We start from the raw sequence: 15,572 nt of genomic DNA on the forward strand, positions 1-15,572 counted from the left end.
ACTTAAGTATATTAGTAATTACTAATATACTTAAGTTTAATAATGGGAATACTATAATATACATACATAAGTAGAGAGGAAGCCTAATAGTGGAAGAAAAAACAAAAAGATTAGCAAGGCAATTAAAAGTGCTAGCTAATGAAAATAGATTACTGATTTTATATTACTTAATAGAAAAACCAATGACAGTAGGAGAATTAAATAAAAAGTTAGGCAATATAACTCAATCAGGACTATCTCAGCATTTATCTATATTAAAAGCACATGAATTGTTAGATAGCAATAAGGATGGTCTTAATATAACTTATTTTGTGAAAGATAAGAAAGTTCAAGGTATACTACAAATGCTAAAAGATAATTATGTCAAATAGTATAAAAAATAAAAAGACAGATGGGTGGTAAGTATGGTTACATTAGAAAATGGATTGTTTTTATTGCTACAGGCTTTTTCTAGTGGTGTAGCAGGTTATATTACAAATAAATATGCTGTTAATATGATCTTTAAAGAATATACACCATTAAAGATTGGTGGAGCAGTAAAGAAAAATAAAGAAAAATTTATAGAAGAAATAAGTGATTTAGTAGAAAGAGATATAATAAATTCAGAAACCCTAAGAGAAAAGGTTCTAGGAGAAAATTTCAAACTTGCCATGGAAAATGTGGGTGAAGATTTTTTAAAAGAATCTTTATATGAGGTTTTTGAAAACAAAAAAATAGAAGAAATACCTGGTTGGAGTGAAACATTAATAGATGGAGAAAGGTTTTTAAAAGATAGTTTAAAAGGCGTATTACCTCAATTAATAACTAATATTGGGGAAAATATAAAATTGGAGAAATTATTAAGTGAAAAACAAATATCTCATATAGTTGATAAAGCGTATAAAGAAATTGATACTAATATTGAATCTAATGATGAATTAAAGCATTTATTAAGTGATTTATATGAAGAGCAAGGTGAAGTATATTTAAGTCAGTTAATAAGTAAGGACAGTGGAGAAAAAGTAACCAGAATAATTAGCTGTGAAATAATGAACTCTATTGATGAGCTATTAGATAATAATAAAGAAACAAAATCACTGATAGACAAATCTTTATCCTTAATAGATATAAAAAGCTTATTAAAAAATCTTCAAAAAACTATAGGAACTAAAACTATAGATGATATTTTAAGTGAAGAAGAATTTAATAAACTAAGTTTAATAATATATGAAAAACTAGATGAACTAATAAAATCTGAAGATGGTAAGATCAAATTAGAAGATATAGTTAAAGAAGTATTTGCTTCGGCAAAAGATATAGATTTAACAGTTTTTGAGATATTGCCAATTCATTTTGGAAGAATTTCTAGTGAATATGTAGCAGATTTAATTAAAAAAGCTATACCTTATTTATCATCATGGATAAGTAAGAATAAAACCAAAATAGAAAACATGATAGATGAATCCATATTAGAAAGTATAGATAATATTGATGATGATTTAAGAAAATCAATGGTTTCAAAAGTTAAGGATTCTATGCTTTTGGATTTTGCTTCTAAAAACCAAATAGTAGATAAAATTGTGAAATTTTTAGAAGAATATAGAATAAGTGAAGAAGATTCTTATAAGTTGTATTCAAAAATAATTAAGTTTTTAGAAGAAACAAAAATCAAAGATTTAGTAGTTTTATTAGAAGAAAATAATTTGATTAATGAAGAAAAGGTAATAAATATTGTTTTAGATAAATGGGATACTGAAGGAAAAGAATTATCTAAGATTTTCTTAAAAAGACAAACCTCAAAAACTTTAAATAAGTTAATAGACCAAGATTTAAATAAATTATTTAATAAAAATATTAAGCCCAAACTTTATGATTTAATAATAAACAATAAAGCTAAAATAATTTCTTATTTAGATAAAGCTATATTTAATTTGGTTCATGATAAAATAGAGTCTTTGCTAAATAGCAAAATAAAAAATTTAGTTAATAAAGATAAGGTTGATGAATTTTCATCTCTATTACCTAATAAAATAGTTAATATTTTAAATAAGAATAACACTAATTATAAGAAAATTATCAATAAGGAAATAAGTGATTACATTAAAAACATAGAAATACAAGATCTATTAAGTGAGAATGAGGAAAAAATAATAAAATCAATAACTGAAAAGACTGTAGATTTTACTAAAAAAGAAGTTAATAAATATAAATCTTATGAAGTTAAAGACTTACTTAATAAAATAAATAGCAAAGAAGATTTACCTAAAGAAATAAGTAATAAACTATATGGAAATATAGAAAATAATTTACCAACTATAGTAGATGGAAGGGTAAAAAAACTTATTTATGATAATCTTATCAAATTGGATGAAGAAGAAATATGCAATATAGCTCAAAGTTTTATGGGGAAACAATTAAAACCACTATCAATGTTTGGTGCATTTCTAGGAACTATTGTGGGGTTAATATTTGGTATTACTATGACCAATATTAATGGATCTTATGGTTTTTATAATAATGTTACTAATACATTAATGGCATGTTTTCTTATGGGTGTAGTAGGTATTATGACAAATGTTATAGCTCTTTGGATGATATTCTGTCCTTATGAAAAAAATAAATTTGTTTCTAAAATACCTTTATTTAAAGTGTTTTCTATAGGATATATACCTTCTCATAAAAATAGTTTTGCATCAGGTATGGCATATTTTATTGATAATGAATTACTAAGCGGAAATAGAGTAGTAAATTCATTTGGGTTACAAAAGAATAATTTTAAGAATCATATTATATCTAATATAAAAGACAGCAATTATATGGTTATTGTAAACTTTGTTAGAAACAAAAAACATAGTTTAGCTAAAAAAACATATGGTACTATTTTAAAATTAGTAAAGAAAAATAATAATAGAATATGTAGCAGTATAGGAAACAGATTTTTAGATATAGAATGTGGTAGATTTGTATCCATAGATTTTGTAAATAACAAAGCAAATGCTTTAATAGAGATCATAAGTCAAAGAGAAGATAAAATAATAGGATATTTAGAAGAAAAATTAAAAACAAATAAATCTTTGCAAGACGTGCTGCCAGAAGAATTGATTACAACTGTTAATAATAAAATAGAAAAACAAATTAATGATTATATAAATAAAAATATGGAAAATTCATATGTTGAAGATATAGTGAAAAATATAATCTTCAAAAATGAAAAAACTTATAATTATATAATGGACAAATCAATAAAAGATATAATAAGCGACAAATCTCTTTTAAGTATACAAAATAGTGTTAAAACAGATAAGTTTATAAATATTACACTTTTAAATTTAAAAGATCAATTAAATAGCTATTTACAAGATTACTTAGGAACAGAATTTCAAGAAGAAAAGAAATTTGATGAGCTATTAGGTGGCAAAATTAAAGAAAAACTAGATAACAATATATATAATATTACAGATGTAGCTAGTAAAAAATTAATAAGTTATATAAAAGATAATGACGAATTGATATCATCAATGGTAGTGAAAATTGTAAGAAAAAATCTTAACTTCTTTGTTAAGATGGCATATGATTTTGCTGATGGTGATGGACTTGTCAAAGATGTTGTTAATATAGTAATAAATAATAAGATAGAAAAATTAATATTAGATGACAAAGATCAGTTGTGTATAATTCTAAATAACTATTTGGAAAAAGAGATATATTCAAGTAAAGTTAAAGATTTAGGATTAAAGTCTACAGAAATTAACACAAGTTTATTACTTGACAGATTAGTTTTTTCACTGAAACAAAATGAAAATTTTAAAAATAATATGCATAGTGGGTCAGATTTAGTTATAAATAATATTTGTGAAATGAAAGCTAAAAAAATAAGTGAAATAGTTGAATTAAATAACTTACAAGAAACTTATGATAAATATAAAGAATTAATTAATATAACATCAAAGAATATTATTGAAAACTTAAATGGTAATAAAGAGGCAGCTAATGAATTCCTAAGAGAATTGTTAGAAGAAAAAGTTCTTAAACATTTTTATTCCATTAATTTGGTGGAAATATCATGGGAATTAAATAAGGATGATGTAACATATGTTGTAGATAATATTTTAGATAAAATTAATAGTAGTGAAGTTGCAAATTATCATATATTACAAATATGTAGAAGTATTTACATTTCATCAATAAGAAACAGTAAATTAAATTCTTTGATAGATAAAGAAATTTTAGAAAGTGATATTAATTACAACTTAAATTTAATTCTAGAAAATAAAGATTTTAATCATAAAAATAGAGTAGTTGTTGAATCTATTATAGATCTATTGTTAGATGATAAATTAAACTTCATTACAGAAGAATTTAAACTTTATGTAACAAATAACATTATAGATGCAGGATTCAGTACAATAGAAAAAAATATAATACCAATGTTAAGAAGCTTAGATCTTCAAAGCATAACTTTAGAAGAAGTAGATAAAATGCATCCTAAAGAAATTCATGAGCTATTTAAATCTTTTGCTGGAGATTTCTTTATAAAGCTTTATATCTATGGAGGTTTTGGTTTAATATTTGGTATAAATGTATACTTATCAATAGTTCTATTTATAATAGACATAATATATACTAAAAAAATTGATTCAAAAGTGGAAGAATCTCAATATAAATTATTCAGAGAGTAAAGGAAAATACTTATAGGCTAATGCCTATAAGTATTTTTTTGTAAAATAAATGGATAAAATTTATAAAATTCCTAAATATAATAAGGAATTATATTTAGGAGGAACTTTAATGAAGGACTTAAAAAATTTTATAAAACCAATTGTATTTTTAACTTTAGGATTAATGCTATTATCATTAGTACGAAGTGTTGATTTCGCATCTATGATGACAAAAATACAAAATAACATTCAAGAGGGATTAAAGGTCGTAAAAGTTACAGATGAAAAGTCGCAAATTAATGATGAAAACTTAGTTATTAAATTTAAAGTGCCCAGCATACATTATGACAATAAAGATGTAGAAAAAAGCATAAATTCTTATATCAAAAAAAATATAAAAGAGTATATTAATGTTCAAAGGCAAATAAACAAAATGAACACATATGGAGAGAAGAAAGCTATAAATATTACTTATAGTGTTGTATTTGAAGATGAAAACATAATAAATCTAATTATAGAAAAAAATACAACTTGGGGAGAAAAAGATTATAAGTTAGAAAAAGATAGTTATGTATTTAACTTAAAAACAGGAGAAAGAGTGTATTTAGATGAGTTTTTAAAAGGAAATGAGGATTATAGTATAGTAATAACTGAAAATATTCAAAAAATAATAAATGAAAAGCATCCTCTATATGGAAATTTGAATATTGATAAAAATACAAATTATTTTATAGAAGATAGATATATTAATATTTATTTTAATCCATATAAACAAAGTCAAGATGATACTCAATATGAGTTTAAAATACCTTATGATGTGTTTAAAAATAAAATAGAAGCATGTAATAATTTTTTTTTTAATTTCTGTTAACAGTGAAGTATTAAAAAAACAAAACAAATACTTAAAAAGTACTCTTGAAATACCTATTATAAATAGTGGAAATTCAAAGGTAGACGATAAAGTTAATGGAAAAATAAAAGACGATATTTTGAACTTTTATGAAGAGTCCCTCAAAGAAGCACAAAGTTTTTTAGAGGATTTTGAATTAGATGAAAGTAATTTTGTTGCGGACGCATCTTATGAGGTGAAAAAAAATACAATAAATACAATTAGTATTCTTATTAAATATTACAAATACAGTGGAGGGGCACATGGATACTATGAATATGTTCCATATAATATTGATTTAAGAAATGGAAATAACTTAACTCTTAAGGATATATTCAAAAAAGACATAGACTATAAAGAAATCATAGACAAAGAAGTAGAAAAACAAATTAAAGAATTAGGTAAAAAAGAAAAAGACTTAGATAAGGTTTATGATTTTTATGGAATAAAAGAAAATCAAAAATTTTATCTGAAAGATGATGAAATAGTAATATATTTTGATTTATATGATATAGCACCTTATGCGGCAGGAATACCAGAATTCCCAATAACTATAGACCATATAAAAGACAAAATAAAAGATGAGTATTTAGAATTGGTTAAATAAAAATACTATCAGAATTTTTCTGATAGTATTTTTATTTTCTAAATTACAGGATTTAAAGAAGCTATTTTTGTAGTGGCTACATATATTCTAGAAATGGCATACCATGTTTTAAAATCAACAACACCTGTTTGAGGTAAGTTAAATACTTGTTGGAATTTTTTTACTGCTTTTTCTGTTAGTTCTCCAAATACGCCATCTTCAACGACTTTTACTATAGCTGGATAAGAGTTGGCTATAGCATTTAATTGATTTTGTATAGTTTTAACATAAGAATTATTAGAACCTAACTGTAATGTAAAACCAGGGAATGAAACAGGTACGCCGCTGACCACCCTTGCTTGTGCAAAAGTTATATTATCACCATAAAAATATCTTAAAATATCTTCGTAACTCTTACCTTGGTCACCTAAATCTTTACTTCCCCACTGTGTCATTTGATCAGGACATTGAGATTTTTTACCATCACAATATTGTGCAAGTAGTGGCTGTCTCGCTGTAGGAGGTCTTCTGATAAATGTATTAAATATATCATCTACAATTACGCTTATATTATCAAACACATTTCTATTATGAACATATTTGTGATCATAAGCTGTAGATGAAGTTATGGTAAATTGGTACCCTTTATTTCTATACCATTCGGTAAATACTCTGTTTAGTGTGAATGATATTATAGCTATTACATTGGCATATATAGTTTGAGAAGGCCATGTGGAATAAATTTCTGAAGATGCAACATTTTTAATATAATCTCTAAAAGGTACCCAAAAATTTTTTGCGCTAGTATTCTCAGGCAAACCATCATGAACGACAATAAACTCTGGAACTACTGGTTCATCTAAAACGACAAAACCTGTTGGAGGAGGAAGTGGTTTTAAGCTACTTTCAGGTATCTTAGGTGGAAAATTACCCCAAAGCGTATGTTCTGGTATATCATAAATTATTTCGTTTTGTCTTTTCAGACTTTTTCTTGGTGGAGAACCTACAGGAACATTTTGTAGCGCTTCTACAACAGGTAAAATTTGAGTACCTTTTATTAAAACTGTCTCAAAACCATCTGCTAAAACTTCTACCATATACTCACTATAAGGTTTCACGTTTGATGGTTGAAGAGAATATTCAATATTAGGTGCAGATAAGATTAAATCCCTCACCTGACCAGACTCATCGGTTTTTAAGTTCTCGAATATAGTACCTGTGTTATTTTGTTCATCGTCCATACCATATATATTTATAGTGGCATCTTGTATTGGCTTGTTAGTAGAAGAATTTATAACGCTAACAGTCAAAAAACCATCTTGCATATAATCACCCCTTTTAAATTAACTAGGCTGTAAATACTCTAGTTTATTCTATGAAATATATTTTATTTTGTTAAATAATAAAGTGTCAAAAAGTAAATATTAAAATTTTTTACTAATGGAGATAATAAGTATTAAATTTAAATATCTAAATATTAATATATATGCAAAGAAAGGTTATATTAAAATATGAAAATTTACATATTAGTATTAGCTGTGTTACCAATAAGTTTTTTTGTAGGGTGGATTTATTTGAAAGACAAATATGAGAAAGAACCACCTTTTAAATTAATGGAATATTTTATGTTAGGAATTTTAGTAAGTATATTAGCTATATCTTTAGAGTCCTATTTTAGTAAATTGAATATATTTTCCGACATAGTGGGAGATCTATACGTAGCTTTTTTTGTGGCAGCATTTACAGAAGAAGGATTAAAGTCTATAATACTAATACCTGTTTTACTGAAAGATAAAAACTTTAATGAAAAATTAGATGGAATAATTTACTCTATTTTTTTATCTCTAGGATTTGCTACAATAGAAAATATTATATATTTAATGAGGGAAAGGCTAGACCTATCTTTCCAATTGGGAGTAACTAGAGGTTTGATATCTATACCATCTCATATAATGTTTGCAATTACTATGGGGTACTATATTTCAAAGTATAAATTTTGGAAAAAAGAGGATAATGGAAGAAATAAATATTTAATTTATGCTGTAATTATTCCTATATTACTTCATGGAGTTTTCGATTTTATCTTGATGATAGGATATAGATGGGCTATTATAGTCTTTATAGTGTATATAATATTCTTATGGAAAATTAATTTAGATAAGTTAGACAAGTATGTGCTATATTCAAAAATAAGATTTTATAAGAGGAAAAATAAAAGTAGAAAGGGAGATAAAATTGACTAATCTGCCAAGATAATTTTTAGATAAAAAATAAATAGAACAGGGGAAAATACATTTCATTAAAGTGAAACTTATTACTTCAAAGGTACCTAAGATATGAGTGTTGCCTCAAAATTAGAAGTTAAATAAGGAGACAATTTAAAGGTTATTTTGATAAAATAGTAATTGATGATCCTTATCCTGGTTAGGGAATGCTTAGAAAAGATTAAGTAGAAGTGATGATTGGAGTTATGATAAAGTACTAGAATGCCAATCAATACAAAGGGACATAATAAGAGACGGATTTGAAATCTTAAACAAAGATGGAATTTTAGTATATTAAACATTTACTTTTGTTAAAGGGTAAATACAATGAAAATAGATAAGAGTATAAGATGGATTTTAGTAAATATAGAAGGTATACCCTTAAGATAGGTAAAATAATCTAATGGAATTTTGAAAAATAACTATCCAAAAGGTCTTAGGATTAACTATACTTAAATTGTTGTAAGTGTAACACATTATAAATAATTACATATTATTGAGGAGATGATATTTTGAGTGGAAAAGTAAAAAAAGAAATATTCGAGTGGGTAAAGGTATTTGCACTAGCAATAGTTTTTGCATTTATCATAACACAATTTATAAAACCAACATTAGTAAGAGGAGATTCTATGTACTCTACTTTAGAAGAGGGAGATTACTTAATTATAAATAGGATGTCTTATAAATTTAAAGAGCCTAAACGTGGAGATATTATCGTATTTGAATCTGACTTACAACAAGAAGATGGAAGTAGCAAGGATTTGGTAAAAAGAGTTATAGGTGTAAGTGGAGATAAAGTTAAGATAGAAAATTCTAAAGTATATGTAAATGGAGAAGAATTAGTTGAACCTTATATTCATGATGAAGTTACACAAGGTGATATAGATACTGTTGTCCCAGAAAATTCTGTATTTGTATTGGGAGATAATAGAGAAATAAGCTTAGATAGTAGATATGATAGTGTAGGTTTTATTAATGATTCAGACATATTGGGTAAAGTTTTTGTTAGGTTATATCCTTTTAATAAGATAGGTTTATTAGGATAAGAATAATCGTAAAGGGGTAGTTAAAATGAAGCAGTTAAATTTAACTATAGAAGGTGAAAAAAAAGCTTTCTTAATTGAAGATACTTCAACAGGCATAAAACTAGAAGACATTGCTTGTGAAATTGAAGATAATTATGCTGGCTATATAACTTTAGCATCTGTAAACAATAAATTAAAAGAATTAACAACACTTGTATCGGATGATTGTAATATTAAATTTTTAGATACTAATAATAGTGATGGAAATAGAGTATATTCTAGATCTTTGACACTTGTGTTTATAATGGCTTGCGAAGAATTATATGAAAACTGTGAAGTAAGTATAGAGCACTCTTTGTCAAACGGTTTGTACTGTGAAGTTATTACAGATAGAATATTAAATGAAAAAGATAGAGAAGCTATTAAATTAAAAATGCAAGAAATTATAGATGCAGATTATAAAATTGAAAAAACAATTGTAACTAAGAAGGAAGCAATTAATTTTTTCAATGAATGTAATATGAAGAGTAAAGCAGAATTATTAAAATATAAGGAACATGATGATATAAAAATTTATAAATGTAATAATCATGTGGATCATTTCTATGGACATATGTTACCATCAACAGGTTACTTAAAAATATTTGATGTTTTAAAGTATGAAGATGGATTTATATTACTTGGACCTAGAGAAGGTGAAAAATCCAAAGTTAGAGAGTTTATTCCTCAACCAAAACTATCAAATATTTATTTGGAAATGGAAAATTGGTCTAAATTAATGGGTGTAGATACAGTTTTATCTTTAAATAAAATAATAGAAAATGGAACATATGGAGAATTAATTAGAATAGTTGAAGCTTTACAAGAAAAAAAACTAGGACAAATTGCAGATATAATAAAAGAAGAAAACAAAAGAATAATATTAATTGCAGCACCATCATCTTCTGGAAAAACTAGTTTTGCTCACAGGTTATCAATACATCTGAAAGTGAATAATTTACAGCCTATTTCAATATCTTTAGATGATTATTTCGTAGATAGAGATAAAACTCCATTAGATGAATTTGGAAATTATGATTTTGAATCTATATATGCAATAAATTTAGATAGATTTAATAAAGACTTAAGTGATTTATTAGAAGGAAAGGAAGTAACTATTCCAAAGTTTAACTTTAAAAAAGGTATAAGTGAAGAAGGTAAGAAACTTAAAATAGAAAAAAATCAACCAATAATATTAGAAGGTATTCATGGCTTAAATCCAACTTTAACATCATCAATACCTGACAAGGAAAAGTTTAAAATTTATCTTAGCGTATTAACACAGGTAAATTTAGATGATCATAATAGAATACCTACTACAGATCTAAGGTTAATAAGACGTATTGTAAGGGATAATCAATTTAGAGGTCATAATGCTACAAGAACAATATTAACTTGGAATTCTGTAAGAAGAGGAGAAAAACAAAATATATTTCCTTATCAAGAAGAAGCGGATATGATTTTTAACTCGTCTTGTGTATATGAATTGCCAATTTTAAAAGCTTATGTCAAACCACTATTAGAAGAAATTGACTCAAGTAGTGAAGCTTTTAGTGAAGCAAATAGGATATTAAAATTCCTTCAATACTTTGTGGAGCTTAAAGACATATCGGACTTACCACCTACATCAATAATTAGAGAATTTATAGGTGGAAGTAAAATTGTAGACTAAAACGAACTTTATAGTTCGTTTTTTTTGTTAAATTTTATTAACTATATATTTTAAAATATTATAATATAATAAAAATAGTGTATATAAACGCTATATTTAATCAGTAATTTATATATTAATATAACAAAAAATAAGAGATATTATGACAAAATGTATGTAATTTTATACATAAATAAAAGACGAAATGAAAAAATATAAAAAAAATAAAAAAATAAGTTTAAATATGTATAAGCTTTTGACAATTATATACGCTTAATATATAATGGGATTATATTAAATAAAAATGTTTTAGGGGTGGAATATATGAAAGATGTATTAGTATTGAGAGATTTAGATTGTATAAAAGCAATTGCTCATCCTCGCAGGGTAGATATTTTGAAAACGTTTGATAAAGAACCTTTATCAGCAAAACAGTTATCAGAAATATTAGATGAGCCACATGCAAAAATTAACTACCATATCAAAACGCTTTATAATGTGGGGATTTTAGAATTAGTTGAAGAAAAAATTAAGTCAGGTATTGTAGAAAAATATTATTATCCAACTGCAAATAATATAGTTATTAGTAGAAAAATAATAGATTATACTTTAGAGCAAGAAATAGATGCAAACTTTGTATCTATATCAGATTTTGAAGATACTATAGAATCTTTCTATGATGCGGCTGAAGCAGGCGCTTTAAATGGGGACAGCATTTTAGAATATGACAATGTATTATTAACAGAAGATGAAATATGTGAATTAAGAAGTGCATTCAAAGTTAAAGTTAATGAAATAATTGCAAAAAGAGATAATAGTAATAGAGAAAATGAAAAGAAACATGATGTAGTGATGTTTGCAATTCCTTTACAAAATAAATAAGAAACTTATAAAAGTATCAATTACACATTGATACTTTTTTTTGTTAAAAAAATGACACTTATGAATTTGTATAGAATGGCCAGAGGTTATGTGAAAATAATATAATATATATTATATATAAAAAAGGAGGTTGAAGTGTTGAGAAGTCTTGGAAATACAAATATGATAATTAAAGAAGTTGGATTTGGAGGAATACCCATACAGAGAATTACCCAAGAGGAAACGAATAAAGTTGTGGAAGAGTTAGTAAATCAAGGTATTAATTTTATAGATACAGCAAGGGGATATACAGTAAGCGAAGAGTATATTGGAAATGCAATTGAAGGTAGAAGAGAAAAGTTTTATATCGCAACTAAAAGTATGTCTAGAAATTATGAGGATATGAAAAGAGACATAGATATAAGTTTGAAAAATTTAAAAACTGATTATATTGATTTATACCAAATACATAACCTTAAAGTAGAAGAATACCATACTATATTTAATGATGATAAAGCATATAGAGCTTTATTAGAAGCAAAAAATGAGGGGAAAATAAAGCATATAGGAATAACTAGTCACAGTTTAGAAACTATATCAAAGGCTGTTGAAGGTGGCAAATTTGAAACTATACAATTTCCATACAATATTGTTGAAGATCAAGCAGATGAAGTTTTTAAAAGGGCTTATGAAAAGGGAATAGGAACTATTACCATGAAACCTTTAGCAGGAGGAGCTATTGATAATGGTCCTTTGGCTATAAAATATATATTATCAAAAGAATATATTGATGTGGCTATTCCGGGTATGAATACAATTGAGCAAGTTAAGGAAAATGTTTCGGTAATAAGTGATAAAATGATTACTTATGAAGACAAGTTAAGTATAGAAAAAATTAGAAAAAATTTAAATGGTAATTTTTGCAGAAGATGCGAATACTGTCTTCCATGTCCTGAAAACATAAATATACCGCAAAATTTTTTATTAGAAGGATACTATACTAGATATAATTTGAAAGAATGGGCGTTAGAAAGATATGAATCACTAGGTGATGCTAAGGCTAGTAAATGTATAGAATGTGGCATTTGTGAAGAAAAATGTCCTTATAATTTACCCATTAGAAGTATGCTTAAAAATGTATGCGATAAACTAGAAAATAAATAAATTAAAAAGCAGCAATAACATCTTAGATGTTTTAGCTGCTTTACTTTTAGAAAATATTTAATTCTAATTTATTTGATAAATCTTCAAGTACGTTTAATCCACCAATACTATTTCCTTTTTTATCCAATGCGGGACCGAATACGCCTATACCCATTTTTCTTGGAACAGATGCCATTATTCCTCCACCTACACCAGATTTAGCAGGTATACCAACTTTAAGAGCAAATTCTCCAGAAGCATCGTACATTCCGCAAGTAACCATAAATGTTTTTACCATTCTAGATATACTTTCACTTATTACACGTTGGCCAGTTTCTATATCAATACCATAGTTTGAGAATAGTAAACCGATTCTAGCTAAATCAACTACATCAATTTCTATAGAACATTGTTTAAAGTACAAATCAAGTGTTTCTTCCACGTCTCCTTCTATAAATCCATCATTTTTTAATAAATAACCCATGGCTCTATTTCTATCACCTGTTAATTTCTCAGATTCATAAACAGATTTATTTATTTCAAGAGAATCATTTTTAGCAAGTTTTCTGAAAAATGATAACATACGTTCTTCTTTTTCTTGTAGATTTTTTCCTTTAATTAGAGACGTAGTTACTATTGCCCCAGCATTTATCATTGGATTGCAAGGCTTTTTAGTATCGTTAGTTTCTAGCTTCATTATAGAGTTAAAAGGGTCTCCGCTTGGTTCCATACCTACCTTAGAAAAAACATGTTTCCATTCATTATCCATTAAAGCCATAGCTAAAATTATAGGCTTTGATATACTTTGTATAGTGAATTTTTTATTATAATCACCAGCGCAGTAAATATTATTATCTTTATCTATTACACATATACCCAAATCATCACTATTTGCATTTTTTAATTCGGGGATATAACTAGCAACTTTTCCGTTAGCTGTACACTTTTTATTTGATAGAATTATATCATTCAATATATTTTGCATATTAAGAGTCCTCCATATATTCATATTTTTAAAAAATTATTTTTAAAAAATATAAAATAATATTAAATTTTAATAATTTTGTTATAAAAATAAATTATTTTGAAATAATGTTGTATGTAACATTATACTTTGAAACTGGATAAAGTTCAATTTCAACTCTTGGATTTTCTTTATCAATATAATCAAATAATAAAACAGGCTTTAATTGTTTGTCATTTTTTATAATACCACTTTTTTCTATTCCATCACAAATACTTTTTGGATAGTTATGTAAATCCCCCATTCTCTTATTAGGGAAATATAATTTCATAACAGTTATTAAATCTTCTTCTATAACTTCACCATCATACTGTGTGTTTATGTATCCAGCAATCATATTTTCATAAGCTACATATTTAGAATATTTTCCTTTTGATGGCATCCAAGCTTGACCATGAACGTTATGCAGTTTAAAATTAGATTTACTAATAGGTCTTCCTGGGATTGTTAGTTTAATCAAATTATCACTTCCTTATCATTAGTTTATTATAAAACTAAAGAGGATTTAAAGAAAGGATATTTTATGAATAAAGATGAAATTAAAAAACTTTTTTATAATAAGGGACTAGATGTAGTTGGTGTAGCACCTATAGGTCCATATTATGAATTAAGAAAAATCTTAGAAGAAAAAGTTAATGCAAATCTTGTAACAGGTATGGAAGAACCTGATATAGAAAAAAGAATAAATCCTAAATTAATTATGGAGGATGCGTCGTCAATTATAGTATGTGCATTTCCTTATTATATAGAACAAAACCAAAAATCAAATATATCAAAATATTGCTATGGACTAGATTATCATTTGGTAATAAAAGAGAGGCTTAATAATATATGTGAGGAAATAAAAAAGATAGATGAAACATTTGATTATAAGGTTTTTGCTGATAATGGGCCTTTAGTAGATAGACATCTGGCTTATTTATCAGGCATTGGTTACTATGGAATTAATAATAATATTATTACAGATAAATATGGTTCTTACGTGTTTATTGGATATATAGTAAATAATTATGACCTTGAACCTGATAAGCCTACAAATAAAACATGTATAAAGTGTAATAAATGTGTAAAATATTGTCCGGGAAATGCCCTAGAGGGAAATTATAAAATGAATCCTAAAAACTGTGTATCATTTATAACTCAAAAGAAAGAAGAACTTACCCTAGAAGAAATAGAAAAAATTAAAAAGAATGAATCAATATTTGGGTGTGATATATGTCAACAAGTTTGTCCTCATAATAAAAATATATGTAAAAGTAATATTGAAGAATTTACCCTTAACTTAATAACTAATTTAAATGAAGAAGAAATTAATAATATATCAAATAAAGAATTTAAACGAAGATACAAGAATAGGGCCTTTAGTTGGAGAGGGAAAAATATTATAAAAAGAAATATGGATATATTAAAAGAAAAGTCTATGAAGTGATAAATCATAGGCTTTTTATTTTTT

Annotated in this window: 13 protein-coding genes; 10 read left to right on the forward strand and 3 right to left on the reverse strand. The window is 25.6% G+C overall.

Annotation, left to right across the window (positions count from 1 at the left end):
* The first annotated feature begins 89 nt into the window (after positions 1-89).
* The 4 genes from JW646_RS10620 (at position 90) to JW646_RS10635 (ending at position 6,133) form a co-directional block, all read left to right on the forward strand.
* Positions 90-371 (forward strand): ArsR/SmtB family transcription factor, encoded by a 282-nt coding sequence (locus tag JW646_RS10620; RefSeq protein ID WP_074919993.1) that lies wholly within the window; start codon positions 90-92, stop codon positions 369-371.
* Positions 372-404: 33 nt separating this feature from the next.
* Entirely contained in the window at positions 405-4,658 is a 4,254-nt protein-coding gene (locus tag JW646_RS10625) for a DUF445 family protein (protein WP_228415181.1), read from the forward strand.
* Positions 4,659-4,767: 109 nt separating this feature from the next.
* Positions 4,768-5,508, forward strand: coding sequence for a hypothetical protein (locus JW646_RS10630; protein ID WP_228415182.1), 741 nt, complete (start codon positions 4,768-4,770; stop codon positions 5,506-5,508).
* Entirely contained in the window at positions 5,498-6,133 is a 636-nt protein-coding gene (locus JW646_RS10635; RefSeq protein WP_228417384.1) for a DUF3298 and DUF4163 domain-containing protein, read from the forward strand. The genes JW646_RS10630 and JW646_RS10635 overlap by 11 nt, the downstream gene beginning before the upstream one ends.
* Before the next feature lie 38 nt (positions 6,134-6,171).
* Here JW646_RS10635 and sleC read toward each other — a convergent pair whose 3' ends face one another.
* Entirely contained in the window at positions 6,172-7,437 is a 1,266-nt protein-coding gene (gene sleC / locus JW646_RS10640) for a spore cortex-lytic germination protein SleC (RefSeq protein WP_228415183.1), read from the reverse strand.
* Between the two features lie 249 nt (positions 7,438-7,686).
* Between sleC and JW646_RS10645 the strand changes: the two genes are divergently transcribed.
* The 5 genes from JW646_RS10645 to JW646_RS10665 all read left to right on the forward strand — a co-directional run bounded on the left by JW646_RS10645 (position 7,687) and on the right by JW646_RS10665 (position 13,116).
* A complete protein-coding gene (locus JW646_RS10645; protein WP_228415184.1) occupies positions 7,687-8,355 on the forward strand; it encodes a PrsW family intramembrane metalloprotease in 669 nt (222 codons plus the stop codon).
* Between the two features lie 533 nt (positions 8,356-8,888).
* Positions 8,889-9,422 carry a signal peptidase I gene (lepB, locus tag JW646_RS10650; protein WP_228415185.1) on the forward strand — a complete coding sequence of 178 codons (534 nt, stop codon included), beginning with the start codon at positions 8,889-8,891 and terminating at the stop codon, positions 9,420-9,422.
* Positions 9,423-9,447: 25 nt separating this feature from the next.
* Positions 9,448-11,112 (forward strand): nucleoside kinase, encoded by a 1,665-nt coding sequence (locus JW646_RS10655; protein WP_228415186.1) that lies wholly within the window; start codon positions 9,448-9,450, stop codon positions 11,110-11,112.
* Between the two features lie 303 nt (positions 11,113-11,415).
* Positions 11,416-11,973 (forward strand): ArsR/SmtB family transcription factor, encoded by a 558-nt coding sequence (locus JW646_RS10660; RefSeq protein ID WP_074919985.1) that lies wholly within the window; start codon positions 11,416-11,418, stop codon positions 11,971-11,973.
* 138 nt (positions 11,974-12,111) lie between these two features.
* On the forward strand, positions 12,112-13,116 hold the full coding sequence (locus tag JW646_RS10665) for an aldo/keto reductase (protein WP_139216810.1): 1,005 nt from the start codon (positions 12,112-12,114) through the stop codon (positions 13,114-13,116).
* 46 nt (positions 13,117-13,162) lie between these two features.
* Here the strand turns inward: JW646_RS10665 and glsA are convergent, their stop codons facing one another.
* Both glsA and JW646_RS10675 read right to left on the reverse strand, forming a co-directional pair.
* Complete coding sequence (glsA, locus tag JW646_RS10670) at positions 13,163-14,080, reverse strand: glutaminase A (protein ID WP_074919984.1); 918 nt, start codon at positions 14,078-14,080, stop codon at positions 13,163-13,165.
* Positions 14,081-14,174: 94 nt separating this feature from the next.
* Positions 14,175-14,579, reverse strand: coding sequence for a RusA family crossover junction endodeoxyribonuclease (locus tag JW646_RS10675; protein ID WP_018592026.1), 405 nt, complete (start codon positions 14,577-14,579; stop codon positions 14,175-14,177).
* A 63-nt stretch (positions 14,580-14,642) separates the two neighbouring features.
* Here JW646_RS10675 and queG point away from each other — a divergent pair, with 63 nt between their 5' ends.
* Positions 14,643-15,548 (forward strand): tRNA epoxyqueuosine(34) reductase QueG, encoded by a 906-nt coding sequence (gene queG, locus JW646_RS10680; RefSeq protein ID WP_148558161.1) that lies wholly within the window; start codon positions 14,643-14,645, stop codon positions 15,546-15,548.
* Positions 15,549-15,572 lie beyond the last annotated feature (24 nt).

The sequence above is a fragment of the Terrisporobacter hibernicus genome (genome assembly GCF_020809405.1).
Lineage (GTDB): Bacteria > Bacillota > Clostridia > Peptostreptococcales > Peptostreptococcaceae > Terrisporobacter > Terrisporobacter petrolearius.

Coding starts and splice junctions, on each gene's coding strand:
- JW646_RS10625 (WP_228415181.1), top strand. CDS start 405: ATGGTTACATTAGAAAATGGATTGTTTTTATTGCTACAGGCTTTTTCT.
- JW646_RS10630 (WP_228415182.1), top strand. CDS start 4,768: ATGAAGGACTTAAAAAATTTTATAAAACCAATTGTATTTTTAACTTTA.
- sleC (WP_228415183.1), bottom strand. CDS start 7,437: ATGCAAGATGGTTTTTTGACTGTTAGCGTTATAAATTCTTCTACTAAC.
- JW646_RS10655 (WP_228415186.1), top strand. CDS start 9,448: ATGAAGCAGTTAAATTTAACTATAGAAGGTGAAAAAAAAGCTTTCTTA.
- JW646_RS10660 (WP_074919985.1), top strand. CDS start 11,416: ATGAAAGATGTATTAGTATTGAGAGATTTAGATTGTATAAAAGCAATT.
- glsA (WP_074919984.1), bottom strand. CDS start 14,080: ATGCAAAATATATTGAATGATATAATTCTATCAAATAAAAAGTGTACA.
- queG (WP_148558161.1), top strand. CDS start 14,643: ATGAATAAAGATGAAATTAAAAAACTTTTTTATAATAAGGGACTAGAT.